30 protein-coding genes and 1 pseudogene are annotated in these 24,661 nt (G+C 49.0%); 8 read left to right on the forward strand and 23 right to left on the reverse strand.

Annotated elements, in window-relative coordinates; translation table 11 throughout:
• Nucleotides 1-91: 91 nt before the first annotated feature.
• The 9 genes and pseudogenes from CEK71_RS24050 to crp all read right to left on the reverse strand — a co-directional run.
• Nucleotides 92-811, reverse strand: a pseudogene (locus CEK71_RS24050) (Fe-S cluster assembly protein SufB); the annotation flags it as partial.
• A gap of 57 nt (nt 812-868) precedes the next feature.
• Nucleotides 869-1,324 (reverse strand): SUF system Fe-S cluster assembly regulator, encoded by a 456-nt coding sequence (locus tag CEK71_RS00270; RefSeq protein ID WP_088617504.1) that lies wholly within the window; start codon nt 1,322-1,324, stop codon nt 869-871.
• A gap of 85 nt (nt 1,325-1,409) precedes the next feature.
• Nucleotides 1,410-2,117 (reverse strand): DNA repair protein RecO, encoded by a 708-nt coding sequence (gene recO / locus CEK71_RS00275; protein WP_088617505.1) that lies wholly within the window; start codon nt 2,115-2,117, stop codon nt 1,410-1,412.
• Nucleotides 2,107-2,991, reverse strand: coding sequence for a GTPase Era (gene era, locus CEK71_RS00280; RefSeq protein ID WP_088617506.1), 885 nt, complete (start codon nt 2,989-2,991; stop codon nt 2,107-2,109). The genes recO and era overlap by 11 nt, the downstream gene beginning before the upstream one ends.
• Entirely contained in the window at nt 2,988-3,671 is a 684-nt protein-coding gene (gene rnc, locus CEK71_RS00285) for a ribonuclease III (RefSeq protein WP_088617507.1), read from the reverse strand. The genes era and rnc overlap by 4 nt, the downstream gene beginning before the upstream one ends.
• Nucleotides 3,671-4,045, reverse strand: coding sequence for a DUF4845 domain-containing protein (locus tag CEK71_RS00290; RefSeq protein WP_088617508.1), 375 nt, complete (start codon nt 4,043-4,045; stop codon nt 3,671-3,673). Before CEK71_RS00290 ends, rnc begins: the two co-directional genes overlap by 1 nt.
• Nucleotides 4,046-4,088: 43 nt before the next feature.
• Nucleotides 4,089-4,868, reverse strand: coding sequence for a signal peptidase I (gene lepB / locus CEK71_RS00295; protein WP_088621442.1), 780 nt, complete (start codon nt 4,866-4,868; stop codon nt 4,089-4,091).
• A 42-nt stretch (nt 4,869-4,910) separates the two neighbouring features.
• On the reverse strand, nt 4,911-6,710 hold the full coding sequence (gene lepA, locus CEK71_RS00300) for a translation elongation factor 4 (protein WP_088617509.1): 1,800 nt from the start codon (nt 6,708-6,710) through the stop codon (nt 4,911-4,913).
• A gap of 208 nt (nt 6,711-6,918) precedes the next feature.
• On the reverse strand, nt 6,919-7,554 hold the full coding sequence (crp, locus tag CEK71_RS00305) for a cAMP-activated global transcriptional regulator CRP (protein ID WP_232463724.1): 636 nt from the start codon (nt 7,552-7,554) through the stop codon (nt 6,919-6,921).
• Between the two features lie 165 nt (nt 7,555-7,719).
• Between crp and CEK71_RS00310 the strand changes: the two genes are divergently transcribed.
• On the forward strand, nt 7,720-8,136 hold the full coding sequence (locus CEK71_RS00310) for an OsmC family protein (protein WP_088617511.1): 417 nt from the start codon (nt 7,720-7,722) through the stop codon (nt 8,134-8,136).
• A gap of 5 nt (nt 8,137-8,141) precedes the next feature.
• Nucleotides 8,142-8,948: an adenosylmethionine decarboxylase gene (gene speD, locus CEK71_RS00315; RefSeq protein WP_088617512.1), complete on the forward strand. Its 807-nt coding sequence runs from the start codon at nt 8,142-8,144 to the stop codon at nt 8,946-8,948.
• Between the two features lie 110 nt (nt 8,949-9,058).
• Here speD and cysG read toward each other — a convergent pair whose 3' ends face one another.
• A complete protein-coding gene (cysG, locus tag CEK71_RS00320; protein ID WP_088617513.1) occupies nt 9,059-10,447 on the reverse strand; it encodes a siroheme synthase CysG in 1,389 nt (462 codons plus the stop codon).
• A gap of 82 nt (nt 10,448-10,529) precedes the next feature.
• Here cysG and CEK71_RS00325 point away from each other — a divergent pair, with 82 nt between their 5' ends.
• Nucleotides 10,530-10,760 carry a sulfurtransferase TusA family protein gene (locus CEK71_RS00325; protein ID WP_088617514.1) on the forward strand — a complete coding sequence of 77 codons (231 nt, stop codon included), beginning with the start codon at nt 10,530-10,532 and terminating at the stop codon, nt 10,758-10,760.
• A 35-nt stretch (nt 10,761-10,795) separates the two neighbouring features.
• Here the strand turns inward: CEK71_RS00325 and CEK71_RS00330 are convergent, their stop codons facing one another.
• Entirely contained in the window at nt 10,796-11,491 is a 696-nt protein-coding gene (locus tag CEK71_RS00330) for a histidinol-phosphatase (protein WP_088617515.1), read from the reverse strand.
• Between the two features lie 225 nt (nt 11,492-11,716).
• Between CEK71_RS00330 and CEK71_RS00335 the strand changes: the two genes are divergently transcribed.
• Entirely contained in the window at nt 11,717-12,259 is a 543-nt protein-coding gene (locus CEK71_RS00335) for an RNA pyrophosphohydrolase (protein ID WP_088617516.1), read from the forward strand.
• Between the two features lie 147 nt (nt 12,260-12,406).
• Here the strand turns inward: CEK71_RS00335 and CEK71_RS00340 are convergent, their stop codons facing one another.
• The 3 genes from CEK71_RS00340 to CEK71_RS00350 form a co-directional block, all read right to left on the reverse strand.
• Nucleotides 12,407-12,814 carry a PIN domain-containing protein gene (locus tag CEK71_RS00340; protein WP_088617517.1) on the reverse strand — a complete coding sequence of 136 codons (408 nt, stop codon included), beginning with the start codon at nt 12,812-12,814 and terminating at the stop codon, nt 12,407-12,409.
• The gene (locus tag CEK71_RS00345; RefSeq protein WP_157678885.1) at nt 12,802-13,020 is read right to left on the reverse strand and encodes a hypothetical protein; all 219 of its coding nucleotides are present in this window, start codon (nt 13,018-13,020) and stop codon (nt 12,802-12,804) included. Before CEK71_RS00345 ends, CEK71_RS00340 begins: the two co-directional genes overlap by 13 nt.
• 287 nt (nt 13,021-13,307) lie before the next feature.
• A complete protein-coding gene (locus tag CEK71_RS00350) occupies nt 13,308-14,639 on the reverse strand; it encodes a DEAD/DEAH box helicase (RefSeq protein ID WP_088617519.1) in 1,332 nt (443 codons plus the stop codon).
• A gap of 150 nt (nt 14,640-14,789) precedes the next feature.
• Here CEK71_RS00350 and CEK71_RS00355 point away from each other — a divergent pair, with 150 nt between their 5' ends.
• Both CEK71_RS00355 and CEK71_RS00360 read left to right on the forward strand, forming a co-directional pair.
• The gene (locus CEK71_RS00355) at nt 14,790-15,479 is read left to right on the forward strand and encodes a rhomboid family intramembrane serine protease (RefSeq protein WP_088617520.1); all 690 of its coding nucleotides are present in this window, start codon (nt 14,790-14,792) and stop codon (nt 15,477-15,479) included.
• Nucleotides 15,480-15,511: 32 nt separating this feature from the next.
• Nucleotides 15,512-16,336: a Fic family protein gene (locus CEK71_RS00360; protein ID WP_088617521.1), complete on the forward strand. Its 825-nt coding sequence runs from the start codon at nt 15,512-15,514 to the stop codon at nt 16,334-16,336.
• Between the two features lie 40 nt (nt 16,337-16,376).
• On the opposite strand, the gene CEK71_RS00365 is transcribed toward CEK71_RS00360, so the two are convergent.
• Nucleotides 16,377-17,171 carry a symmetrical bis(5'-nucleosyl)-tetraphosphatase gene (locus tag CEK71_RS00365; RefSeq protein ID WP_088617522.1) on the reverse strand — a complete coding sequence of 265 codons (795 nt, stop codon included), beginning with the start codon at nt 17,169-17,171 and terminating at the stop codon, nt 16,377-16,379.
• A gap of 57 nt (nt 17,172-17,228) precedes the next feature.
• On the reverse strand, nt 17,229-17,366 hold the full coding sequence (locus tag CEK71_RS22335; protein WP_157678887.1) for a hypothetical protein: 138 nt from the start codon (nt 17,364-17,366) through the stop codon (nt 17,229-17,231).
• A gap of 164 nt (nt 17,367-17,530) precedes the next feature.
• On the opposite strand from CEK71_RS22335, the gene CEK71_RS00370 reads away from it, so the two are divergent.
• The gene (locus CEK71_RS00370) at nt 17,531-18,085 is read left to right on the forward strand and encodes a flavodoxin (RefSeq protein WP_088617523.1); all 555 of its coding nucleotides are present in this window, start codon (nt 17,531-17,533) and stop codon (nt 18,083-18,085) included.
• 3 nt (nt 18,086-18,088) lie between these two features.
• On the opposite strand, the gene CEK71_RS00375 is transcribed toward CEK71_RS00370, so the two are convergent.
• The 5 genes from CEK71_RS00375 to ylqF all read right to left on the reverse strand — a co-directional run bounded on the left by CEK71_RS00375 (nt 18,089) and on the right by ylqF (nt 21,570).
• Nucleotides 18,089-18,691: an alpha-ketoglutarate-dependent dioxygenase AlkB family protein gene (locus CEK71_RS00375; protein ID WP_088621443.1), complete on the reverse strand. Its 603-nt coding sequence runs from the start codon at nt 18,689-18,691 to the stop codon at nt 18,089-18,091.
• A gap of 5 nt (nt 18,692-18,696) precedes the next feature.
• A complete protein-coding gene (locus tag CEK71_RS00380; protein ID WP_088617524.1) occupies nt 18,697-19,089 on the reverse strand; it encodes a bacteriohemerythrin in 393 nt (130 codons plus the stop codon).
• 26 nt (nt 19,090-19,115) lie between these two features.
• The gene (locus CEK71_RS00385; protein ID WP_088617525.1) at nt 19,116-19,736 is read right to left on the reverse strand and encodes a glutathione S-transferase family protein; all 621 of its coding nucleotides are present in this window, start codon (nt 19,734-19,736) and stop codon (nt 19,116-19,118) included.
• On the reverse strand, nt 19,733-20,224 hold the full coding sequence (locus CEK71_RS00390) for an amine oxidase (RefSeq protein ID WP_088617526.1): 492 nt from the start codon (nt 20,222-20,224) through the stop codon (nt 19,733-19,735). The genes CEK71_RS00385 and CEK71_RS00390 overlap by 4 nt, the downstream gene beginning before the upstream one ends.
• 440 nt (nt 20,225-20,664) lie before the next feature.
• Nucleotides 20,665-21,570 (reverse strand): ribosome biogenesis GTPase YlqF, encoded by a 906-nt coding sequence (ylqF, locus tag CEK71_RS00395; RefSeq protein ID WP_088617527.1) that lies wholly within the window; start codon nt 21,568-21,570, stop codon nt 20,665-20,667.
• 117 nt (nt 21,571-21,687) lie between these two features.
• On the opposite strand from ylqF, the gene yfbR reads away from it, so the two are divergent.
• Complete coding sequence (gene yfbR / locus CEK71_RS00400) at nt 21,688-22,293, forward strand: 5'-deoxynucleotidase (protein ID WP_088617528.1); 606 nt, start codon at nt 21,688-21,690, stop codon at nt 22,291-22,293.
• Nucleotides 22,294-22,383: 90 nt separating this feature from the next.
• Here the strand turns inward: yfbR and fbaA are convergent, their stop codons facing one another.
• Complete coding sequence (gene fbaA / locus CEK71_RS00405) at nt 22,384-23,463, reverse strand: class II fructose-bisphosphate aldolase (protein ID WP_088617529.1); 1,080 nt, start codon at nt 23,461-23,463, stop codon at nt 22,384-22,386.
• A gap of 92 nt (nt 23,464-23,555) precedes the next feature.
• On the reverse strand, nt 23,556-24,551 hold the full coding sequence (locus CEK71_RS00410) for a transaldolase (RefSeq protein ID WP_088617530.1): 996 nt from the start codon (nt 24,549-24,551) through the stop codon (nt 23,556-23,558).
• Nucleotides 24,552-24,661: the final 110 nt, after the last annotated feature.

Below are 24,661 nucleotides of genomic sequence, written 5' to 3' on the forward strand. Positions count from 1 at the left end.
GCCCGGCGTGGTCATACACCGTATCCCCCGCCCGCAAGGTTTCAATCGCTTGCCAACCTTGCGGTGTCAATACCTGTTCGCCTGCCGGATGGCAACCTTCCAAATAGGACACATAAGCCCCTTCATCGGCAATAATCAAGGTGCGCTCAAACTGTCCGGTATTGGCGGCGTTGATACGGAAATAAGTGGACAATTCCATTGGGCAGCGCACACCTTTGGGGATGTACACAAACGAACCATCAGTAAACACGGCGGCGTTGAGCGCGGCAAAATAATTGTCACTAGGCGGCACGACCGAACCCAGATATTCTTTAACCAGCTCAGGGTAGTCACGCAGGGCTTCGGAAATCGGGCAGAAAATCACCCCGGCTTCTTTCAGCTTGCCCTTAAAGGTGGTGGCCACGGAGACACTGTCAAACACCGCATCAACGGCAATCCCCGCCAGCCGCTCTTGCTCATCCAGCGGAATACCCAATTTTTTATAGGCCTCCAACACTTGCGGGTCAATTTCATCAAGGCTTTTCGGGCCGCTGTCTTTGCGTTTGGGGGCGGAATAATAGCTGATGGCCTGATAATCAATCGGGTCAAATTTGACGAACGCCCATTCCGGCGAAGTCATAGTCTGCCAGTGCCGAAAGGCTTTCAGGCGGTATTCGAGCATAAACTCCGGCTCGTTTTTGACCTTAGACAGCTTATGGATGACTTCTTCAGTCAAGCCAGGCGGAAAAGTATCGGTTTCTAACTCCGTAACAAACCCTTGTTTGTAATCTTGGTTAATCAGATTATTGATTTCTTCGCTAGTGACTGACATAAAAATTCTACGTTATATGGAGGTAAAATACAGGGAACGCCGGGGCGGCTTCCTGCCCTATAAACTTTGGTACAAACTGGCGACCGGAATGTATACCTCTTCCGGCACAGCCAGCGGCCTGACCAAATCGGCTAAAGTCACCGATTCCAAGGCATTGTGGACGGTTTGGTTGATAAGATGCCAATTGGCGCGGATACCGCAACCGGAAGCTTGCCCACAAGCCTGCTTAGAAATACTGCACTCGGTCAGGGCTATTGGCCCTTCTAAGGCACTGATAATAGCGGCCACCGAAATATAATGCGGATCACGCGCCAAGGTATAACCGCCTTTCGCACCGCGCGTCGACACCAGCACCTTGGCATTGACTAAGGTCTTCAGGATTTTGCTGACCGTCGGTAAGGCGATGCCTGTCAGAGCAGCCATTTCCATCGCCGTGACGGTACGGCCATAGTCTTTCGCCAGCACACTTAAGATCACCGTCGCATAATCAGTTAACTTACTCAGCTTTATCATAGTCCGCCTTTTTTCATTAGGACTATTTTAGTCCTAATTAATTTCATAGTAAAGCAGTAGGTTATTAACAAAAGACCCCATCCACTCAAGGGCCGTTAATAATTTGCTGGATAACAGCGCGGCTTTTTAAAGGCCGTCCCTGCAAATAGCTGTCAATCACTATGCGCATTAATAACTTAGCCTCTGCCACCACCTGCGCTTGGCTAAAATCACGCACCTCCAAAGCTTGTAAAGTTGCCCCAGAAATTGGCCCGAGCGGATCGGCAACCAGCCCCCTACCCGCTTGGAACACATAACGCTGGTCCGCTTCGATAGCCAGGCCGCTACCAGCCGTATAAGCAAAATCCAAACCGTAGCCGCTATGTTCAAGCAGTTCCAGCTCAAACAAACGCAAAGCAATGTGCATATCGCCACCCGTCGCCAAACGCACCAGACATTGCTGATAAGCGCTAAAGACTTCGGGGTGCGGATCGTAAGGATGCAAAAAACGCCCCAGCAGTTCGTTGGCATAAAAGCCGCAATACAACGGCAAACCTTGCAGAACCCCAAAGGGCGGCAAGCTCTCGACATGGGTAAGGTTTTTTAGCTCTGCCTTGCCTTGGTAGCTGAGTTGTAAAGGCAAAAAAGGTTGGAGCAAGGCGGCGGTTTTGGAGCGGGCTTTTCTTACCCCCTTTGCCAATAACGCCACCCTGCCCGCATCGCGGGTCAGGACTTGGAGGATAAGGCTAGTTTCGCGGTAGTGTTGGCAGTGCAGGACAAACGCAGGCTGGAGAATATCCGCATTAGCCGTCATTAAAGCCCAGGCTTTGCAAAGCCCGTTCGCTATCAGACCAGCCGGATTTCACCTTGACCCAAAGCTGCAAATACACTTTTTGGTCAAGCAGCCGCTCAATATCATGCCGGGCATCTGTGCCGACATTTTTCAGCATATCGCCGTCTTTACCGATGACGATATTTTTTTGCGAGGCTTTTTCTACCCAAATAATCGCGTAAATTTTGTTGATATCAGGATGCTCTTCATAACGCTCTATTTCCACGGTCATCACATAAGGCAATTCCGCCCCTAAGCGCCGGGTCAGTTTTTCCCGGATAATTTCCGCCACCAAGAAACGTTCAGGACGGTCGGTGACTTGGTCTTCAGGATAAATCCAATCCCGCTCCGGCAACATCTCCATAATCAGGCCATCAAGTACCGCCAGATTCGTTTTCTTTAAGGCCGAAATCGGCACCAGATGCGCAAAAGGAAAACGTTGCTGTGCCTCGGCAAAAAACGCCAGAATTGCGTCTTTTTCGGCCAGTTTATCGACCTTATTGACCGCCAGAATCACCGGCAAGCCGGCCTGTTCCAGCTTTTTAAAAATCACTTCGTCATAGTCGTGCCAGAACAGCCCGTCCAGCAACCAAACAATCACATCCACACCCAACAAGGTGGTTTCGGCAGTGCGGTTCAAATGCCGGTTCAACGCCCGCTTTTGGTTATCGTGCATCCCTGGGGTATCGACATAGATCGCCTGCCCCGCTTCGGTGGTATTGATCCCCACAATGCTGTGGCGCGTCGTTTGCGGCTTGCGCGAGGTAATGCTGATTTTTTGTTTCAGCAAATGATTCATCAGCGTTGATTTGCCGACATTGGGCCGCCCGATTAGGGCAACATAACCACACTTCATTGATTAACCTTATGTAATAGTTCAAGCATTTTCTCAGCGGCGGCCTGCTCGGCTTTTTTGCGGGTAATCCCCGCACCGACGGTCGTGTCGCTAAGAATAGGGATGGTGCATTTGACACTAAAGGTTTGCTCATGCGACAGACCGGACATACTGATTAAGGTATATTCGGGCAACTCTAGCTTGCGGGCCTGCATCAGCTCCTGCAATTGGGTTTTAGGGTCTTTTTGGCCGCTTAGGGTTGACAGTCCAGCCAATTTTTCGGCAAACAACTGCTCTATCCATTGCTGGCAAGCGACAATACCCTGATCTTTAAATAGCGCACCCATGACCGCTTCCATAGCATCCGATAAAATCGAATCACGCCGGAACCCACCGCTCTTTAATTCCCCCGAACCCAACACCAGATAATCGCCTAACTGATGCTGCCGCGCCAAGGCCGCCAAAGACGACTCGTTGACCAAACTCGCCCGCAAACGGCTTAAGGTGCCTTCGCTGGCCTCAGGAAAACGGTCATATAATTTTTGCGCGATGACAAAGCCTAAAATGGCATCGCCCAAAAACTCTAGCCGCTCGTTATTTTTTGCACTCGCACTGCGGTGCGTCAACGCCAAGGCAAATAACTGAGGGTCACTAAACGTCAGCCCCAGTTTTTTACTCAATAGCTCCGGCTTTCTTACCACTAGCCACCGACCTCGAACGAATCGTTAAATTCGACTAACACACTTAAATTGCCCATAATCGGTTTGACGACCTCGTATTCAATCGTCACCTTAAGATAACCGCCGCTCTTAGTGATTTGGACATCTTCTGGCTTGACATCATAAACATAGTTCACACCAAATTGCTTACGCAAGCCATCACGGATTTGAAAATCGCTCTGATTTTCAATCCCCGGCACTTCCTTAAGCTTATCCAAAGCCCCCGATACCTTGGTGTGATCCATATAAATCGGCCCTATTTTCAAGATCAGCAGGGCGACAAAGCCGATAAACCCCAATATCATAATCAACGATATGAGGGTTATACCGCGCTGGGACTTACCTAATGTCTTCATAATGTTCTCCAGATGCTTAGATTAAATAAATGAAACTGTCATTTTAATGTAAAACCGTACCCAGACGGTCAAAGCCAATAATACCGCTGCGTTCTAAATCCCAGCTCATCCAAATAAAGAAAGCTTTGCCGACCAAATTTTCTTCCGGCACAAAGCCCCAATAACGTCCGTCATTACTGTTGTCGCGGTTATCACCCATGACAAAATACTGGCCTTGCGGAACCTCATAAACGCCTTCCCTGGACACGGTATCATTACGCACCAAAATACTGTGCTCAACCCCCAGCAAATTCTCCATCAACTGCTCAGCCCCAGTCATATCTTCGCCTTGGCCGACCCCTGTATAACGGCCCATCGACACCTCGCTGACTGCCTGACCATTAACCGTCAGACGTTTATTTTCATAAGCGATCTTATCGCCAGGCACACCAATGACCCGCTTAATATAATCCGTCGTCGGATCTTTAGGAAAACGGAACACCACAATATCACCGCGTTGCGGCTCGTTCAACGGAATAATTTTTTTGTTGATGACCGGCAAACGGATACCGTAAGTAAATTTATTGACCAAGATAAAATCCCCCACCAATAAAGTGGGCATCATCGAACCGGAAGGGATACGGAACGGCTCGGCCAAAAACGAGCGTAACAGCAAAACAATCAGCAGAATCGGAAAAAACGACCGGGCATATTCGACCGTTATAGGCTCCTCGGCTTCGTCGAACACCTTGCCTGCGGATTTGAGCCGCAACAGATAAGCTCCCCAAACAATGCCCGTTATCACCGTGCCAATTAACAAAAAAAATGAAAAATCAAAATCAATCATAGTAAATCGGGTCTGTAGTTAATGAAAAATAGGGAGTGATTATTCTTTGTTAAGTTGCAACACCGCCAAAAAAGCCTCTTGAGGGATTTCTATGCTGCCCACTTGCTTCATCCGTTTCTTACCCGCTTTTTGTTTTTCCAACAATTTTTTCTTCCGGCTGATGTCACCACCGTAACACTTTGCCGTGACATTTTTACGCATCGCTTTGACCGTAGAACGGGCAATGACTTTCGAACCTATCGCCGCTTGGATGGCGACTTCGTACATTTGCCGTGGAATCAGCTCTTTCATTTTTTCCACCAAATCCCGCCCCCGGTTATTGCTTAAATCCCTATGGACAATAATCGACAAAGCATCGACTTTCTCATTATTAATCAGTACATCTAACTTAATCAGATCGGCTTCCTGAAAGCGCAGGAACTCATAATCAAACGACGCGAAGCCCCGGCTGACTGATTTTAAACGGTCAAAAAAGTCCAGTACCACCTCGCTCAGAGGCATTTCATAATGCAAAGACACTTGCCGTCCGGCAAACTGCATATCTTTTTGTACCCCGCGTTTTTCGATACACAAACTGATCACACCGCCCAAATACGTTTCCGGCACCAAAATATTGGCGCGGATAATCGGCTCCCGGATTTCCTTGACGATACCGCCATCGGGCAATTTCGCCGGGTTATCCACCATCAGAATAGCACCGGTTTGGGTGATGACTTCGTAAATGACCGTCGGCGCGGTGGTGATCAAATCCACGTCATATTCACGCTCCAAGCGTTCTTGGACGATCTCCATGTGCAACATGCCCAAAAAGCCGCAACGGAAGCCAAAACCTAAGGCTTGCGACGTTTCCGGCTCAAACTGCAAGGCCGCATCGTTGAGGTTCAGTTTATTCAATGCCTCGCGCAACTCTTCGTAATTGTCGGAACTGACCGGATACAGCCCGGCAAACACCCGTGGCTGCACCCGCTGGAAACCGGTTAGCTGCTCGGTCGCGGGCTTATCCGTCCAAGTGATGGTATCGCCGACCGGCGCACCAAAAATATCCTTGATGCCCGCCACCAGAAATCCGACCTCTCCCGTATTCAGCACATCCTTTTCCAGGCGTTTAGGGGTAAACACCCCCACTTTTTCCGCCAGAAACGACTTGCCCGTGGACATAATGGTAATCTTCTGTTTTCTGCGGATGCTGCCGTGCATAATCCGAATCAGTGACACCACACCCAAATAACTGTCAAACCACGAATCAATAATCAACGCTTGCAAGGGGCCATCAATATTGCCGGTCGGCGGCGGCACTTTCAGTACCAACTGCTCCAATACATCATGGACACCAAACCCCGTTTTCGCGCTGATCATCAATGCCTCATCGGCAGGGATGCCAATCACTTCCTCAATTTCGGTCTGTACCCGCTCCGGCTCGGCAGACGGCAAATCAATTTTATTAAGCACTGGCACCACCTCCAGCCCTTGCTCTATCGCTGTATAGCAATTGGCGACACTTTGTGCCTCCACACCTTGAGCCGCATCCACCACCAACAACGCGCCTTCACAAGCCGCCAGCGACCGCGACACTTCATAAGAAAAATCGACATGCCCAGGGGTATCGATAAAGTTTAGCTGATAGGTTTCGCCATCCTTAGCCTTAAAGTCCAGCGTGACGCTTTGAGCCTTAATGGTAATGCCGCGCTCACGCTCAATATCCATCGAATCGAGCACTTGTGCCGACATTTCCCGCTCAGTCAGGCCGCCGCAAATCTGAATAAAACGGTCTGCCAGCGTCGATTTGCCATGATCGATATGGGCAATAATGGAGAAATTTCTGATATGTTTTAAATCCACTGATGTTCTACTGATAAGTTATGAAGATAATTTGGAATGCGGTAAGTTACTGTAGCGCTTGATATGCAGGGCATTGTAACAGATTCACAGGCCATTAAGGGGGCCGAACTGCGCTTTCCGGCAATTGCCCACCGAAACAGCCGCACCCGCCCTGCCACCGCCCGCCAATTTTTTGCCGCCGCCGACACTGCCACAAGGCGGCGAGACCTTAACGGGAATGGAACACTACAATCGTCTTGCCGTGCGCGGTCAACAACTTTTTGGCCTCCAGTTCCCGCAAAATCCGCCCTGCCATTTCTCTGGAACAGCCGACTAAGCGGCCAATCTCTTGACGGGAAATATGTAGCTGGATACCGTCAGGGTGGCTCATTGCATCCGGCTCATTGCATAAGTCCAGCAAAGCGCGGGCGATGCGCCCCTCGACATCCATGAAAGCCAAATCGGTAAATTTACGGCTGGTGGTCAGCAACCGTTCCGCCAACTGCTCACCGATCATATACAACAAATCTGGCGCATATTCCAGCAACTCCGTTTTCAGCAAGTAGTGGAAATGCTCATAACTGACTTCGGCCAGATAACTGGGGCAACGGGTTTTGACCGTCACCTTGCGCACATCGGTTTCCTTAAAAATGCCCACCTCGCCCAAAAACTCATTCCTATTGACATACGCCAGCATCAGTTCCTGCTTACTGTCGATATCTTCGGCGCAGACACTGACCGAACCTTCAATAATAAAATACAGCCTATCACCGCTGTCGCCAGGCTGCATGATAATGGCTTTGGCGGGATAGTGCTTTTTATGGCACAGCCTTAAAAACACCTCTAAGGCTTCTTGTCTATACATTGGCGGCTGGCTTTCCTGTGTCATACTAATCGCAAATCCTCTATTTTTTGTTATGATGCAAATTATCACCCTAGAATTTTAGCAAAAAAATCAACCTAGGAACGTTATCAATGTACATTTATATGCTACCCTATGCGTCTTTTTTCGCTAGGGAGAAAAATAATCATGCAAGCAACAATCAAATGGATAGACGGTGTCATGTTTGTGGGCGAAACGGGTAGCGGCCACGCGGTTGTTATAGACGGCCCGCCCGACCACGGCGGCCGCAATATGGGTGTACGCCCGATGGAACTGCTCTTATTAGGCGTAGGCAGTTGCTCGTCATTCGATGTAGTGCAGATTTTACAGAAAGGCCGCAACAACATCACCCATTGTGTCACCGAAGTGACCGCCGAACGGGTCGATGCCGTACCCAGCGTATTTAGCAAAATACATTTGCATTTTATTGTCACAGGCCATGATTTAAAACCAGCGGCGGTGGAACGGGCAGTCAAACTGTCAGCGGAAAAATACTGCTCTGCCTCAATCATGTTAAGCAAAGCAGTTGAAATCACCCATGATTTTGAAATTATAGAGGTTTAACTATTTTGAACAAATTGCAACTACACGGCTTTAATAACCTGACCAAGTCGCTCAGCTTCAATATCTACGATATTTGCTACGCCCCTGCCGAACAGCAACAGGCCTATATCGAATATATTGACGAGGCCTATAACGCCACCCGCCTGACGCAAATCCTTAAAGATGTCGCGGAAATTATCGGTGCGCAAATCCTTAACATAGCGCATCAAGATTACGATCCGCAAGGCGCCAGCGTCACCATGCTGATTTCCGAAGGCGATGTGACCCCGCCGATGAGCATGAACAGCCAATCGCCAGGCCCCTTACCTGAGACTGTACTGGCGCATTTGGACAAAAGCCATATCACCGTCCATACTTATCCCGAAAGCCATCCTGACAACGGCATCAGCACCTTCCGTGCCGATATTGACGTGTCCACCTGTGGCCGCATCTCGCCATTGAAAGCCCTAAACTACCTAATCCACAGCTTCGAGTCCGATGTTGTGACCATGGACTACCGGGTACGCGGCTTTACCCGCGACATCTCCGGCAAAAAACACTACATCGACCATAATATCACGTCGATCCAGAATTACATTGCCAAAGACACCCAAGAAAGCTACCAGATGATTGATGTTAACGTCTACCACGAAAACATCTTCCACACTAAAATGATGCTCAAAGAAACCGAACTTGAGAATTATTTGTTTGAAAAAGAAAGCAATTTAAGCGGCCCTGAAAAATCAGAAATCCAAAAGAAATTGCAAAAAGAAGTGACCGAGATTTTTTACGGGCATAACTACCGCAAAAAGAAAATCAAAGTCGCCGATTAAATCACACTAAGCGCACAGCAGGGTGTGGCGGCATAAACCCCAACACGCCCTCTACCACCAACAAACAAGCCTCCACGCAAACAACCGAACACCTCTGTCAGCTAATAGGCCTACTCCCCACCCCGAAACCATCCCAACTGTTTATGCAAACTCACCACCGTGCCGATAATAATCAAAGTCGGCGGCGAGATTTTCTCTTGGGCGATTTGGGCGGGCAAGGTGCTTAACGTTCCCGTGTAAACCCGTTGGGTACGGGTCGTGCCTTGCTGTATCAAGGCAATGGGCAAATCTGCCGGACTGCCGTGCGCCATCAGCGACTGGCAAATTTTCTCCAAGCCCATAGACCCCATATACACCACTATCGTTTGGTTAGGCGCGGCCAGTTGCGTCCAATTCAAATTAATGGAATCGTCCTTTAAATGCCCGGTGACAAACGTGCAAGATTGCGCATGGTCGCGGTGCGTCAGCGGAATCCCCGCATACGAGGCGCAACCGGAAGCGGCGGTAATGCCCGGCACGACCTGAAAAGCGATGCCCTCCTGCATTAAGGTCTCAATTTCCTCGCCTCCCCGGCCAAAAATAAACGGATCGCCGCCTTTTAGGCGCACCACACGCTTTCCTGACTTAGCTAAATCTGCCAGCAGCCTATTAATAGAATCTTGCGGCAGGCTATGATTTTGCCGCTGTTTGCCGACATAGATTTTTTCGCAATCGCGCCGAGCCAAATCCAACACTTCCGGCGATACCAAATGGTCATAAACCACCACATCAGCTTGCTGCATCAGGCGCAAAGCACGGAACGTCAACAAGTCCGCCGCGCCTGGGCCGGCACCGATCAGGTAAACCTCGCCTTGAGTGGCGGTATTTTCATAGTCCGCCAAGGTTTGCAACAGCTCTTGCTCGGCTTGCAAGCCGTTACCCGCATAGACTTTTTCAGCCACCGATCCTTGAAAAATGTTTTCCCAAAAAATCCGCCGCTGCTCAGGGACGCTAATACGTTGCTTTACCGCACCGCGAAATTTTTCCGCCAATTGCGCCAAACGCCCATAAGTAGGCGGCACAACGCTTTCTATCTTAGCGCGGAGCAACCGCGCCAACACTGGCGCGGCACCACCCGAAGACACGGCGACCATCAACGGTGCACGGTCGATAATGGCGGGCAAAATAAAACTGCACAAGGCAGGGCTATCGACGACATTAACAAAAATATGCTGGGCATCCGCAGCGGCGGCAACGGCTTGGTTAGTGTCCGCATTATCTGTCGCCGACACCACCAACATAAAGCCTAGTACATCGTCGGGGCTGAAGGCTTTTTCGATCACCGCCAGCTTTTTCTCGCTAGCCAATTGGGCAATAGCGGCGTTAATCGCCAAGGCGACCACCGTCACCTGCGCCCCGGCCCGGAGCAGCAAATCAATTTTACGCGCGGCGATATGCCCCGCACCGACGACCAAACAAGGGCGGTTATGAAGGTTAGCGAAAAGAGGGAAATAATCCATTGCGAGTGATGATGCGTCGATTGAAGTGGGGATGCTATTATAAGCGCTCTAAAACTTAGTTGCGAACCCTTAAAAAGCAAACATGATTGAATGTAATGTAGAAGTAGATGCCAGCGGGCTAATGTGCCCGTTGCCGTTGTTACGTTTAAAAAAGGCGTTAAACAGCATGGCCAGTGGCGAAATCGTTAAAGTCATCGCCACCGACCCGGCGGCACATCTGGATTTTGGCGTTTATGTCGACCAAGCCGGCCATCTGCTGATTGACATCGTGCGCCACGAGCACAGGCAAATTTTTTATGTGCAAAAAAAGTGATGCCGCCCAAAACAGTAAAGGATAGCGTTTTACGGCTACTTGCGCCAGTGCCGGAACTGCTGCTCAGGACACTCCCCCGTCCTTAAGCTGATAATCGGCCAGTTGGCCGTTTGCGCAAAAGCCGCCAACTTCGCATCCGGGTCAACCGCCACCGCATAATCGACCAGTTGCAACAGCGGCAAATCATTATGCGAGTCGCTATAAAACCAACTGTCTTGCAAGTTTGCGCCGGATTCTTTCAGCCACGCTTGCAAGTGGTTGATTTTCCCTGCCTGAAAGCAAGGCGTACCGACAAACCGCCCCGTATAACGCCCGTCCACCTGCTCCGGTGTCGTCGCCAATAAATTATCGATACCGTAAAGCCGGACGATCGGCTCGGTAACAAAGCGGTTGGTCGCGGTGATCACCAGTAAAGTGTCGCCCTGCGCCCGATGCTTATCGACTAACTGCTGGGCAGGCTTTAACAGGATCGGCGTGATGATGTCACGGACAAACTGCTCACGCCATTGGTAAAGCTGTTCCGGCTCATGCTCCGCCAAAGGCTTTAACGAAAACCGCAAAAACTCGACAATGTCCAACGTGCCTTGTTTATACGCTTCATAAAACCGCGCATTGGCCGCCTCGTAGGCCCTTTTATCAACCACACCCTGATCAACCAAAAACTGCCCCCATAAATAATCGCTGTCATCCGCTATCAACGTATTGTCTAAATCAAAAATCGCTAAACTCATAATCATCCTATTAAAAAAGGCCCCGCCGCCTTATTGGCGGGGCAATAATCCGGCCAGTTTGGACAAACCCGCCAAAAGCTAAAAATCAGCAGTGAAATGTATCATCAAAAGGCCGTTGCGCTATAGCTTCCCTGCATGATTTATGGAACAATGGAGTAATTACAAACATCTTGCCAAGCATAACAACACATTCTAAAGGCAGGGTAAAAAACAACAGGTTTTAACATGATAGACTCAAAAGGATACCGGCCCAATGTCGGGATCATCCTTTGCAATGACGAGGGTCGCGTGTTTTGGGCAAAACGGATGGGCGTGGACGCGTGGCAGTTCCCTCAAGGCGGCATTAATGACAATGAAGACCCTGAAGCAGCGATGTATCGAGAATTGTGGGAAGAAACCGGACTACAAAAACACCATGTACAACTTTTAGGCCGCACCCGTTACTGGTTGCGCTACCAATTGCCGGAGCGGTATATCCGCAAAAACTCGCTGCCCTTGTGCATCGGACAAAAACAAATCTGGTATATGCTGCGTCTGTTAACCACAGATGCACAAGTGCGCTTCGACCACAGCCCCAAACCGGAGTTTGATAGCTGGCGGTGGGTAGACTATTGGGAGCCGCTGAACGATGTGGTGTATTTTAAACGCAAGGTCTACCAAAAAGCCATGACCGAACTCGGCGTGATTCTGCCTGCCTACGGCATACCTATCAACATCTGCGGGTGCTTGCCTAAGGCTAATGCGGCGGGGAAGAAGGTTAAGCCTTAAATAAGCCTGAGGTGGGCTACGCGTTCTTGGGGGTAGGTTTTGCAGGACTAACGCTTCTATTTTTGCCACGAAATTAACAAGGCATCGCCATTCCGGCATACCCGCAGAACATAGGGATTGTCGGAATGCGCACCCGCTTACGCTGCCTTAATATTCAAAAAAATCGGTAAAACCCTGTCGTTGCAGACATGTTTTTAATTTATTATCACCTGTCCACAATAACCCGGCCAACTCCAAAGTTAAAGCAACATGCGGAGTATCGTTTTCATCCACGGATTTACATAAACCATAGGCTTGCTGCCAATTTTCAACACCAATCAACTCCTCTTTGTAAATATGGAGCCGCTTTAATAGCACATAATACAACTTGATAAGCTCGTGTTCCGGCAATTGGCTTAATCGGATAATTTTTTCTTTGTGCTTAAACAATTCCATTAATATCAGTTCACAAATAAACAATTCATGCCTACTTTCCAAAAGCACCTGTAAAAAGCGTGACTTTTCATGCAATAAAGCGGAAAAAATAATATTGGTGTCAACAATTATCGGTCGCATAAAACTTTATCTGCCAGCATTTGCCAAACATCACTATTAATCTCCTTAGCTAACTCTTCGGCTTGTTCTTGGTTTAATTGGCTATTTTTACTTAATGCCGTCAATTCAATATAGTCTAAAAAATTAGCCACCGCTTCTTGGGGGATAATCCCTTTAGGAAAACGGATCACAACTTCTTTCTCTTCCAAAGTCACTTGCGCTTGCATATCATTACACCTTATCAACAAATTAAAAGAAAAAAACATCATCTAATGGTTCGTCAAAATCATCATAAACGACGATTTTCTCCCTATATTCACCGACAGTCCGTTTTCCGGCAACTTGTTTTTGTTGCTGCCCAGATGGGGAAACCACAAAATCAGCGACTTACTTTTGTGGTTCAGACATTAAAATTTCAATTTCGCTTAATAATGGCTGGCGGTGCATATGTATTCTTCGATTGGCTTATCAACGGGTAAAAATAACGTCACAACGTATCAGCATTTTTCGGCTATCACTCCGCCCCCGTCTCCGGCTTAGCGCTAGGTACCCGCCGCTTACCAATATTCTTCTTATCCCGCTGGCGAATTTTCACCTTCTCCGCCGGCTTCTTTTTCTCCTCTTCCTTCTTCTTTTTCGCCCCCACCGCCTTGCCTGAGGACTTAACCTTCTTCGGCCCGGTATAACTGCCTTGCAATTCTTTAATAGTGCGGCGGATAAAGGCCTGCTTCAAAAACCGTTGGATGCCGGACATCAAATTCCATTCAGTGCTTTTAACCAAGGCGATGGTAACACCTTGCTCGTCAGCGCGGCCTGTACGGCCTATGCGGTGGATGTAGTCTATACCATTTCTGGGCACATCGAAGTTCACCACCAGATTAATGCCTTTCACATCCAAGCCCCTCGCCGCCAGATCGGTGGAGACCAAAATATCAATCACCCCTTCGCGGAACAGGTTCATCACCCGCTTGCGCTCGTAATGCTCCATTTCGCCATGCAGCACCCCCAAACGTAGGCCTAAATTGCGCAACGGGTTTTCCAATTCAATCGCCTTATTGCGGGTATTGGTAAACACCAAGGCTTTTTCATAATTGTCATTCAACAACAACCACGCTAACAGGCGTTGTTTATGGTCGTTGTCATCGGCCAAAACGATTTGCTGTTCAATGTTACTGTGGCCGTCGTGTAGCGTATTCAGGGCTACGACCTGATGCGGCTTTAGGATTTTGTCAGCCATTTTAATGACCCCATAATGGGTCAAGGTGGCCGAAAACAATAGCGTTTGCCGCTCAGGGTTACAATGCTTAGCAATCGCCAGCACCGCGTCGCTAAAGCCCATATCTAGCATCCGGTCGGCTTCATCTAAAATCAGCACCTCCAAATGGCTAAAATCAGAAGTCTTATTGGTCAATTGCTCCAATAAGCGCCCAGGGGTAGCGATAATGACATCGGCATTTCTGCGCAACACGCCTTGCTGTTGCTTAAAATCTTCGCCCCCCGTAATCAAACCGACCTTTAAATCCGTAAATTCGGCAAGCTGTAAGCAGTGTTGATAGATTTGGCTGGCGAGTTCGCGGGTGGGCGTTAAGATCAGGGCGCGGGTACCGAACAGCGACGTGGGTTTAGCCAGCAACTGCTGGAAGGTCGGCAATACAAACGCGGCGGTTTTGCCGCTGCCCGTTTCGGCGCTGACCAATAAGTCCTTACCCGTCAAGGCGGGCGGAATGGCGTGTTGCTGTACGGGAGTCGGTTGGGTAAAGCCCATTTTGGCAACAGCGGACTGTAAAGCGTCGCTAAGGGCCAATTGGGCAAAAGATAAGGGCGTTTCTGAGGTATTTGCTTGCATGTATAGGTGTGGAATAGGAGGAAACTTGAGCGGGTGCGCTAATGTGCCATTATAAACGCTTTACCCGCTAAGCCCCGTTTAAATGTCAGGTTGCCTATTGGCGTTTAAATGGTAAGCTTAGACCACCTATAGCTTAGAAGAGCCGTCCGTATGATACCGATTAGAGATACCGCCCCGTGTTATGACAAACCTTTAGTGACGTGGACGCTAATCGTCGTGTGCGTCGTGATTTTTGTCGCCATGTACTTTATGCCGGACGCGGACAGCTATCGCTTGATTAACCAATACGGGATGGTACCGATGCGTTATGCGCACGGCTGGGCCAGCTATAACGGCATGGCGTTTGACGGCTACTTTTCGTTTCTCAGCAACTTGTTCCTGCACTCCAGTTGGACGCATTTGTTAATGAACATGTGGTTCTTATGGATTTTTGCCGATAACGTCGAAGACCGTATGGGGCGGTGGCGGTTTTTGCTGTTTTACCTGATCTGCGGCCTGTTTGCGAGCGCGTTACAATGGTTTTTTGACCCTAATCTGACCATTCCGGTCGTCGGCGCGTCGGGGGCTATTGCCGGGGTATTGGCCGCCTATTTCTTCCTGTATCCGCTGGAGCGGGTGATTGTCTGGATTCCGTTATTTTTCTTACCCATCGTCATCCACGTCCCGGCCATTTCTTTCTTGGGCTTGTGGATATTGCTGCAACTGCACAACGCCACCACCTCGATTATCTTTGATAACGTCACCGTCGATGTGGCTTGGTGGGCGCATCTGGGCGGCTTTATCGCCGGGTCGCTGTTATACCGGTTCTTTTTGCGTAAGGATTACTTTGAGGGGCGTTGAGCAACTCCCCCTATTGAGCTTGGCCCCTTATAATGGCTTATTTTTACGATCATCTCGATCATGACATCAAAACCATATTGCTGGCGCAAATCCGCGATTTATGGACGCATAACTCCACGTCGCTTGAAGGCAATAGCCTGACCTTAGGGGAAACTGGCTTTATCCTTGAAGAAGGCCTCACCATTCAAGGCAAGCCTCTTAAAGACCATAACGAAATCTATGGCCATGCCAAAGCCATAGTCCTCATTTACGGCCTGTTAAGCCGTCCGCCCGCCCCGTTTAACCGTCAAGACCTGTTTCACCTGCACGAAACGGTAATGACCGAACGGGTCAGGGACATTGACCAGCCTATCGGCAATTGGAAGACGCAAACCAACTATACCAGCTATATTGGCGCGGATAATCGGCAAGCATGGCGGGAATACCCCGCACCACACTATATCGACAGCTTAATGGCCCAATGGCTAGATGCCTTAACCGCCTATTGCGCGGTTAGCCATACTGCTACCCAAGCGGCGGCGGCCTACGCGGACTTACATCTTAGCTTAGTCAGCATCCACCCGTTTTTCGATGGCAATGGCCGCATGGCAAGACTGCTCGCCAACCTGCCCGTACTCCAATGCGGCTTTCCGCCCATCGTTATCCCCCAGCAAGACCGCTACCAATACAAACAAACGCTATCGGCTTACCAAAACACTCTCCCTGACCTGGCAAACCTGAGCCGCTTAGAACAGCTTCCTGATAACCCTGAAAAACACCATTTTATTGGCTTATGCAACAGTTATTGGCAGGAAACCCTGCACTTATTAGCCAATGCCAATGCCATCCAAGAAAAACGCCGGCAGAGCAAGGCATAAACCGCAGCAGCCAAACAAACGGGGAGCGGCAAAGGAACCCCTAACCACAAGCAACGCTGATTTTTTTAGGTGTCGCTGACAGAGCCAACGCCGACAACCACGCTTGGGTCGGCAAGGGATAAATGCCCGGAAAATCCGTATCCCTAAAATCCGCATCATCCGCAAAAATGATGTTCAACTCGGCGGTCATCCGGTTGGGTAGCCGATACCAAGGCACCAACCCTTCTGTGTGCGTGGCGACCGCCCCACGGGTGCGAAAATCTAACTTGCCTTGCCGGTTGCTGTATTTCATCAGGGTATAAGCATTCATAATAAAGCGTAGCCGCTTCCAACCCGTCAGCTTAGGATGCCAACGCGATTGGTCTTGCCCTTGATGTTCCAACAAGGTCGCGTAATTGCCAAAAGCCAGTTGCGATTCGGCTTCATAAGCAAAGGTCAGGGCTTGGCTAAATGTCCATTCAGCCGGGATACCCGCATGGACTAGCGTAAAATTAAGCTTGGCATCATGATGGATCAGTGGACGGCCACGCAACCATTTCAACAACACCTCCCTATCCGGTGCTGTAAGGATTTCATCCAAAGTATCGCCCGCCTCCGGTTGCCTCAGTCCGGCCGCAACGGTCAGGACATGCAATTCCTGATCACCCAAAACCGTCACGGCTTTTTTCCCCAAGCCTTTCACAAACCGAAGCACCTCTAGCGACTGCGGCCCGCCATTGAGCAAATTCCCAGTAAACCATAAGCAATCGTTATCAGGATTAAACTGTATTTTCTCCAGCAACGCCAATAACGCTTGATAATCGCCTTTTACACTGCCGATCGCATAGGTGGTCATAGCACTTCACTTCCCAATAGATAATGCCCATACCCATATCAATTATTATGCCATCGCCTAAAAGCCACTGAGAAATCGAAAATCCGGCTGGGTATTGGGCAGATAAGCCCTAATAACGTGCCCTAAGCTGTTTTTAACCCGTGCCAAGCGGACAACGGCACTGTCATCAACGACAGGGCATGGCGGCTTTGTCATAAAGCCGCCGTCTTTTAGACGGCATTGTCAGCAATAGCACCAATGCCACTACCGCCGCCAGATGCCCAATAGCCCAAACACAGTGACAACCAAACTTTTTCAGCCCTTAATGCGGATGGTTTAAATATTGCTTGCGCCTAATCATCAACCAACAGGAGCTTATTATGGATAAAATCGGCATATTTTATGGTACTGAAAAAGGCCTGACCGCTGCGATGGCCCAAGTCATGTACCGGGTGTTAGGCGACGGTATTGCCGATGCGCCAGTCAATGTCAATCAGGCAAGAGTCGCGGACTTATTGCAATACCAAGCCTTGATTTTAGGTGTGCCCAGTTACGGGGTCGGTGAATTGCCGGGCAGAACCACAGGCAGTGAAGAAGGCAACTGGGAAGAGTTTTTATTCCGCCTGGATGAGGCCGATTTGTCGGGAAAACGGGTGGCGTTATTTGGTTTAGGCAACCAGCAAAAATACTATGACCGCTTTGCCAGCTCATTAATCCATTTATACCACTATATGGTGTCTTATGGTGCCGAAGTGATCGGACGCTGGGGGACAGAAGGCTATCATTTCACCCATTCCCATGCTGTTATCGACCAGCAATTTGTCGGTTTGGTGTTAGACCACCATAACCAACCGGAACTGACCAAAGACCGGATCATCACATGGCTGGAACAAATCAAACCGGCATTGCTGGAAAAATTGCCGCAACATCATTAACGCTTAGCCTGATAGGCTGTCACGGCCATCAGGCACCACCACCCTACGGAAAGTCAAATTAATCCGCCCCTCACGAAGATTTGCATCCATAGGGACGCTGTGTAACCAATGGTGTTGGAAATTCGGTTGCATCACCAGCAAGCTGCCGCTAGGTAAAACAATCTGCCCCTGTGCCAAGGTCTTTTTATGGCGAAATTGCAAAGGCCGCGCCGCGCCTAACGTTAAGGAGGCTATAACAGGCTGTGCGCCTAACTCCCGCTCATTATCCGCATGCCAGCCGACATAATCGTTGCCATCCCGATAGCAATTGACCAAAACCGAATTGAACGGGTAGTTTACATACGCCTCGACCTTGGCCTTAATCTCCGACAACAACGCCGTCCAAGGCCGGGTCTGCAACAAATTATTGCTATAACTGTAACGTATCCCGGCATCGGCGTGCCAGGTTTGTAACCGGGGCAGGACAAATTGCCGCCCCGCAACACAATAGCGGTTATCCGGCCAAGCGTGTCCGTCGCGTAACAACTGATACAGCCGACTACTATCGTCAGCATCGTAAAAGCCTTCCGTCAACGCCAATTCGGGACACTGCACCCTCTGCCCCATATCCATTAGCTTGGGCGGTTGTTAATATGCGTTGCTAAGGCCATATCCATCGTCGTGATATGCAGCGCTAACCATTGCGGCAAACGCTCTTTGACAAACGAACGCCCAAACACAATCAAACCCTTATCCACCCGCGACTTAAACTGTTTAAATTCCCCCAACACCCGCTGATGCTCACCTTTATGGTCGGCAATCCCAGGATAGGCAAACTCCGCCATCCATTGGTCTTCCCTAGCAAAATGCTGCTCGGTATGCTCGTATAACTGCTGGAACAACGCCGGAAAAGCGGCATTATCGGCGCTGGCCAAGGCGTTAAGCAAGCCGATAAACGCCGCGTGATCCTCATCAATCGGCCCATACGCCACGCTCAGTGTCGCCGAGTTTTCAAGCAAAGCCATAGTATTCCCCTAAACCTAAAAAATGCTTAACCAACCCGATAGCCTTCTTCCTGCAACACCCGCCTGACCACCGGACGCGTCAGCATCAGCCGATAATGTGCCAAACACTTTTCCGGCAACGGCATACCTATTTTGTCCGCCCAAAACTCGACATAAAACAAAGCTGCATCAGCAATGCTGAATGCGCCCAGTGCGTAGCCTTGCGGCGGTAATGCCCAATTAATGACCGCAAACGCCTGTTCGGCAATAGCCCAACCTTGGGCTTTAACCGCCTCACTATCGGCGGTGTTGATAGCGAATTTGTCGGTAGTGAACAGCCGCGCAAAGCCTTGCCCATGTACCGTACCGACCACATAAGCCATCAGCTCAAGGGCGCGGGCATCGCCGTCCGCATCGCCAGGCAAGAGCTGGGCTTTAGGGTAGCTACGCGCCAACCAATAGGCAATGGCTTGGAATTCGGTCAGGGCAGTGCCGTCATTGCGCACCAGCGTCGGGATTGTTGCCTTAGGGTTAATGGCAAGATAATCTGGTTGGGTGTGGTCCCCGGCCATAAGATTGACCAGATAAGCCTCAAAAACCAAATCCAATTCTTCCAACAAGATATGAATACCCGTCGAACAAGAACCCGGTGTCATATACAATTTCATAGGCTATCTTCTCCTAGAATAGAAGGCGGCACCGAGTCCAAAATATACGCATTCACGGCTAAGGCAAAGTTTTGCCACAGCCCGGCAATATCATGCCTGACGGCATTAACGTAGGCCTTGTCGGGCTTATGCTCGCTGGGGAAATTGGACAATGCGCAGGAAGTACGGTGCTTATCGACGACAAACAGCAAAAACTCATCGACAAAACCATCGAAAACCGTTAGCACCTGTTTGCTTAATTCCGATAAGCCCCGGTTTATCGGCACGGCACTGCTATCAAACGGCAAAATTTGCAAATAAGCCAACGCCTCGTCATAAGCCTGAGTCAAAACCACTAAGACATTACGCTGAAAACAGCCGTCCCATTGTTGCCGAGAAAGATCATAAGCCAGCAACTGTTCGTAATGTTTTCGCAACAGCAACTTGCGTTCGGCGATATAGCGGTGGAATTGGCCAATACTTGCGGCATTGGGCGAAATGTTTGTCATCAGGCAGTCCTTAAGAAAAATCTTCGTACATTGACGCAGCTGTTTAGGCGATGACCGTAATGCCAACCCTTAAAGTCAGCATAAAACAGCCACACAAGGGCGCAGAAAAGCCGCCCACCATTGGCCTCAGCGCGTTAAAGCAAAAACACATTCAATAATAAGGCCAACCTGTAATATTTTAATTAATAGTCAGTAAAATCAATTGGTAAGGAACTTAATGGACATTCTACCAAAACCATTAGCATAACGGGGAATCGCTTAAGGTTGTCATAAGTCCAACAAAATCGGCAAAAAAAGCGGACATCGTGACAGAGGAGTATGGGTTTAAAGCATAGAATCCGAAGCTGGCCATAAACATATAGAGCCCGGTAGCCAAATCCAAGAAATGCAACTATTTTGTTTTTTGTGTCTTTAGTGCTTTTCGTGGACAAGAGAAAAACCTACTTACGCTTTTGCTTCCTCAACAGCTTCTTAGCCGCCTTCTCGGCGCGGATAATCTCTAACTCGGCCAGCTCTTGCACCATCATTGCGGGCGTTTCCATGGTCATTTTCCCTAAGGTACCCGTACGGAATTCCGACAAAATAATTTTCGCCACTTTATCGCCGTCGATTTTTCCGCCTGCCCGCAAGCAACCGCGCTGCTTGCCAATCACCTCCAATAGCCCGGCTTCATGTTCGGGCAATTGCGTTAATTGAAAACGGGCTTTGACAGTTTCTGGATAGTGCTGCAACAAAAATTCCGCCAAGAAGGCGGCAATGTCATCGTGCTGAATGGCGGTATCTTTGATAGCCCCGGTCGTCGCCAAGCGGTAGCCGGTGTTTTTGTTCTCCAGATTTGCCCACAGCATCCCTGGGCTATCTAACAGGATAATGCCATTGCCTATATCGATGCGTTGGAGCATTTTAGTAATGGCGGGCTCGTTACCCGTTTTGGCGATCGTGCGGGCAGCCAAGATATTAATTAAGGTCGATTTGCCGACATTCGGGATACCCATAATCAAGGCATGGATTTGCTCACCTGCCCGCTTAGTCACCATCTTATGGCACAAGGCGGTAATCTGGCGGATTTTCTCCGGCTGGCCGGAAGTCACCGCCAGCGTTTTTACTCCCTGCTCTTGCTCCAGATAATCCTGCCAGTGTAGAGTCAGTTCCGGGTCGGCAAGGTCGCTTTTATTCAGCACCTTAATGCAGGGCTTATCGCCACGCAACTTGCCTATCATGGGGTTTTGGCTGCTAAAAGGGATGCGTGCATCAAGCACTTCTATAATCAAATCAATCTCAGGGAGAATGGCTTTAATTTCTTTACTGGCCTTGTGCATATGGCCGGGGTACCACTGAATCAACATAGTATATTAATCAATTAGAAAAAAAGAACGCTAAACCGACAAGATAGCAGATATGGCTTTAATTCGCTGAACAATCCCTTTATTATGGGAAACTGTTTTTTCCACCGCCGGTAAACCATGAAAGAAAATACCCTGACCAGCAGTTTTTACGCCTATTTGACCCGCTTAAGATGGATTAAGCGTTGGGGACTGAAACGCAACGCCCATGAAGAAAATGTCATGGAACACAGTTGGGAAGTGTCGGTCATCGCCCATACCTTAGCGCTGATTAAAAACCGTTACTTTAATGGCCAAGTTGATGCCAACGCCATTGCCACGGCGGCCTTGTACCATGACATCACCGAAGTCATCACCGGGGATTTACCCACCCCCATCAAATATTATTCCGAAGAAATCCGCAACGCTTATAAGGAGATTGAAAAACAGGCAGAAATGGAATTGTTACACCTATTGCCTAGCGAAATCCGCGAGGATTTTAGGCCACTGATTTGTCATGAGCACCTGCCGGAAGAACACATAAAAATCATCAAAGCCGCAGACAAAATTTCCGCTTACCTTAAATGCCAAGCCGAACTGAAAGCGGGTAATTTAGAATTTGAAATTGCCGCCGAGCATCTGGCGTTAAGGATTGCCGAATCCGACCAACAAGAAGTGGCGTTTTTTATGCGGGTGTTCGCGCCCAGTTGCGGCTTGACCTTAGACGGTTTAATGAAGACCTATTGAAATGGTGGGCATATAAAGCCTCCGACAAATTTTAGCCAAAAAAAAGCCGATGCAAACGCATCGGCTTTTTTAAGGGCAGGACGAAAAAGCTTACAAGCTGTTAACCGCGTTCAAATCTTGGAACGCTTGTTCCAAACGGGTAACGATGCTCACTTCGCTGGCACGTTGCCAAACCCGTGGGTCATAGAATTTTTTGTTCGGTTTGTCGGCACCGTCTGGGTTGCCGATTTGGCCTTGCAAATAACCTTCATTTTTCAGGTAATACTGTCTGATGCCGTCCCATGCCGCCCATTGGGTATCGGTATCAATGTTCATTTTGATAACGCCATAGCTGATAGATTCGCTGATTTCTTCAGGAGACGAACCGGAACCGCCGTGGAACACGAAATTCAAGCTATTAGCCGGAACGCCGTATTTTTCGGACACATATTTTTGTGAGTTATCCAAAATGCTCGGAGTCAGCTTAACGTTGCCTGGCGAATAAACGCCGTGGACGTTACCGAAAGAAGCCGCGATAGTGAAACGGTCACTGATTTTGCTCAAATGCTCGTAAGCATAAGCCACATCTTCCGGTTGGGTGTACAACATGGAATGATCCATGCCGCTGTTATCGACACCGTCTTCTTCACCGCCAGTCACGCCCAATTCAATTTCCAAGGTCATGCCCATTTTGGCCATGCGCGCTAAGTATTGGCCGCAAATTTCGATGTTTTCTTCCAAGCTTTCTTCCGACAAGTCCAACATGTGCGAACTGAACAGTGGCTTACCGGTTTGGGCAAAATGTTTTTCACCTGCATCTAACAGACCATCGATCCAAGGCAACAGATTTTTAGCGGCATGGTCAGTGTGCAAAATAACCGGCACGCCATAAGCTTCCGCGACATTATGCACATGTTGCGCACCTGAAATCGCGCCCAAAATAGCTTGTTGTTGACCGGCTAATTTCAGCCCCTTACCTGCGACGAATTGTGCGCCGCCGTTAGAGAACTGGACAATAACCGCCGACTTAACTTTAGCCGCCGCTTCTAATACCGCGTTGATAGAACCGGTACCGATAACGTTAACCGCTGGCAAAGCAAATTTATTTTCTTTGGCGATGGCAAAGACTTTTTGTACATCGTCGCCTGTAACTACACCTGGCTTGACGACATCTGAAATTTTTTGTGACATTGAAGTAAGAGTCCTAAATTTTGATAAATAAGCCCGAAAAAATCTAGGCCGCTTATCGCCGATAGCGCATAAACGGCCTACGCAGTGAATACTTAGGCAGCCACTTCTTCTAATGTTGCCAAGCGCTCAGCCAACAGTTTTTCTAAAGCTTCTAAGGCAACGGTAAAGCCGTTGATGCCTTCTGCCAGCTTGTCAGTCGCCATACGGTTTGCAGCGTGCATGGTATCAAACAGCTCTTTAGTGACATTGATTTTTTCGATAGACAAGGTCGCCGCGTGCGCTGGGTCTAATTTGCGTGGCAGTTCGCCTTCAGTCGCTTGCAATTCAGCCAACAAAGAAGGGGCAATAGTCAACAAGTCAGAACCGGCCAATTCGGTGATTTCGCCGATGTTACGGAAGCTTGCGCCCATAACTTCAGTTTTGTAACCGAACTTTTTGTAGTAGTTATAGATTTCAGTGACCGACAATACGCCTGGATCTTCCGCCGCAGGGTAAGAATCACGGCCTGTGTCTTTTTTGTACCAGTCAAGGATACGGCCTACGAAAGGTGAGATCAAGGTGATACCGTTTTCGGCACAAGCAACCGCTTGGTGCAGACCGAACAACAAGGTCAGGTTGCAATGGATACCTTCTTTTTCTAAAACGGCGGCGGCTTGGATACCTTCCCAAGTTGACGCTATTTTAATCAAAATACGCTCACGCGCAATGCCCGCCGCTTCGTATTGGGCGATCAGTTCACGGCCTTTAGCAATAGTTGCATCCGTGTCGAAAGACAGACGTGCGTCAACTTCGGTAGAAACCCGGCCAGGAATAATTTCCAAGATTTTCAGACCAAAAGACACAGCCAAACGGTCAAACGCCAAAGAAACGACTTGAGCGGAAGTGGCATCCGCACCTAAAGTTGCTCTTGCACCTGTCAGGGTATCGTCAACAATGCCTTGATATTGTGGCATTTGTGCCGCCGCAGTGATCAAAGAGGGGTTAGTTGTCGCATCTTGAGGTTTAACTGTTTCAATCGCTTGAATGTCTCCAGTATCTGCGACAATAACAGTGAACTCTCTAAGTTGCTCAAGTAAATTTTTTGCCATAAATAGTGCCTTCTTATAATAGTAAAAATTTTTTAAATAGCCGGATGGGAAAGCGTCTGTATTTTAAAGCGTTATGCCAGCTACTGGGGGGCGGGCTAGAATTCACAACG

Origin of the sequence: Methylovulum psychrotolerans, from assembly GCF_002209385.1 — a bacterium.
GTDB classification, from domain to species: Bacteria; Pseudomonadota; Gammaproteobacteria; order Methylococcales; family Methylomonadaceae; genus Methylovulum; species Methylovulum psychrotolerans.

Bases quoted from the DNA above. Each gene is read 5' to 3' on its own strand.
- CEK71_RS00385 (WP_088617525.1), bottom strand. From the start codon at position 19,736: ATGAAATTGTATATGACACCGGGTTCTTGTTCGACGGGTATTCATATC.
- CEK71_RS00335 (WP_088617516.1), top strand. From the start codon at position 11,717: ATGATAGACTCAAAAGGATACCGGCCCAATGTCGGGATCATCCTTTGC.
- CEK71_RS00310 (WP_088617511.1), top strand. From the start codon at position 7,720: ATGCAAGCAACAATCAAATGGATAGACGGTGTCATGTTTGTGGGCGAA.
- CEK71_RS00330 (WP_088617515.1), bottom strand. From the start codon at position 11,491: ATGAGTTTAGCGATTTTTGATTTAGACAATACGTTGATAGCGGATGAC.
- fbaA (WP_088617529.1), bottom strand. From the start codon at position 23,463: ATGTCACAAAAAATTTCAGATGTCGTCAAGCCAGGTGTAGTTACAGGC.
- cysG (WP_088617513.1), bottom strand. From the start codon at position 10,447: ATGGATTATTTCCCTCTTTTCGCTAACCTTCATAACCGCCCTTGTTTG.
- ylqF (WP_088617527.1), bottom strand. From the start codon at position 21,570: ATGTTGATTCAGTGGTACCCCGGCCATATGCACAAGGCCAGTAAAGAA.
- CEK71_RS00390 (WP_088617526.1), bottom strand. From the start codon at position 20,224: ATGACAAACATTTCGCCCAATGCCGCAAGTATTGGCCAATTCCACCGC.
- CEK71_RS00360 (WP_088617521.1), top strand. From the start codon at position 15,512: ATGGCTTATTTTTACGATCATCTCGATCATGACATCAAAACCATATTG.
- CEK71_RS00325 (WP_088617514.1), top strand. From the start codon at position 10,530: ATGATTGAATGTAATGTAGAAGTAGATGCCAGCGGGCTAATGTGCCCG.
- CEK71_RS00270 (WP_088617504.1), bottom strand. From the start codon at position 1,324: ATGATAAAGCTGAGTAAGTTAACTGATTATGCGACGGTGATCTTAAGT.
- CEK71_RS00370 (WP_088617523.1), top strand. From the start codon at position 17,531: ATGGATAAAATCGGCATATTTTATGGTACTGAAAAAGGCCTGACCGCT.
- CEK71_RS00350 (WP_088617519.1), bottom strand. From the start codon at position 14,639: ATGCAAGCAAATACCTCAGAAACGCCCTTATCTTTTGCCCAATTGGCC.
- CEK71_RS00365 (WP_088617522.1), bottom strand. From the start codon at position 17,171: ATGACCACCTATGCGATCGGCAGTGTAAAAGGCGATTATCAAGCGTTA.
- CEK71_RS00410 (WP_088617530.1), bottom strand. From the start codon at position 24,551: ATGGCAAAAAATTTACTTGAGCAACTTAGAGAGTTCACTGTTATTGTC.
- CEK71_RS00340 (WP_088617517.1), bottom strand. From the start codon at position 12,814: ATGCGACCGATAATTGTTGACACCAATATTATTTTTTCCGCTTTATTG.
- recO (WP_088617505.1), bottom strand. From the start codon at position 2,117: ATGACGGCTAATGCGGATATTCTCCAGCCTGCGTTTGTCCTGCACTGC.
- CEK71_RS00345 (WP_157678885.1), bottom strand. From the start codon at position 13,020: ATGCAAGCGCAAGTGACTTTGGAAGAGAAAGAAGTTGTGATCCGTTTT.
- CEK71_RS22335 (WP_157678887.1), bottom strand. From the start codon at position 17,366: ATGACAAAGCCGCCATGCCCTGTCGTTGATGACAGTGCCGTTGTCCGC.
- CEK71_RS00375 (WP_088621443.1), bottom strand. From the start codon at position 18,691: ATGGGGCAGAGGGTGCAGTGTCCCGAATTGGCGTTGACGGAAGGCTTT.
- CEK71_RS00355 (WP_088617520.1), top strand. From the start codon at position 14,790: ATGATACCGATTAGAGATACCGCCCCGTGTTATGACAAACCTTTAGTG.
- yfbR (WP_088617528.1), top strand. From the start codon at position 21,688: ATGAAAGAAAATACCCTGACCAGCAGTTTTTACGCCTATTTGACCCGC.
- CEK71_RS00290 (WP_088617508.1), bottom strand. From the start codon at position 4,045: ATGAAGACATTAGGTAAGTCCCAGCGCGGTATAACCCTCATATCGTTG.
- crp (WP_232463724.1), bottom strand. From the start codon at position 7,554: ATGTATAGACAAGAAGCCTTAGAGGTGTTTTTAAGGCTGTGCCATAAA.
- era (WP_088617506.1), bottom strand. From the start codon at position 2,991: ATGAAGTGTGGTTATGTTGCCCTAATCGGGCGGCCCAATGTCGGCAAA.
- CEK71_RS00380 (WP_088617524.1), bottom strand. From the start codon at position 19,089: ATGGCTTTGCTTGAAAACTCGGCGACACTGAGCGTGGCGTATGGGCCG.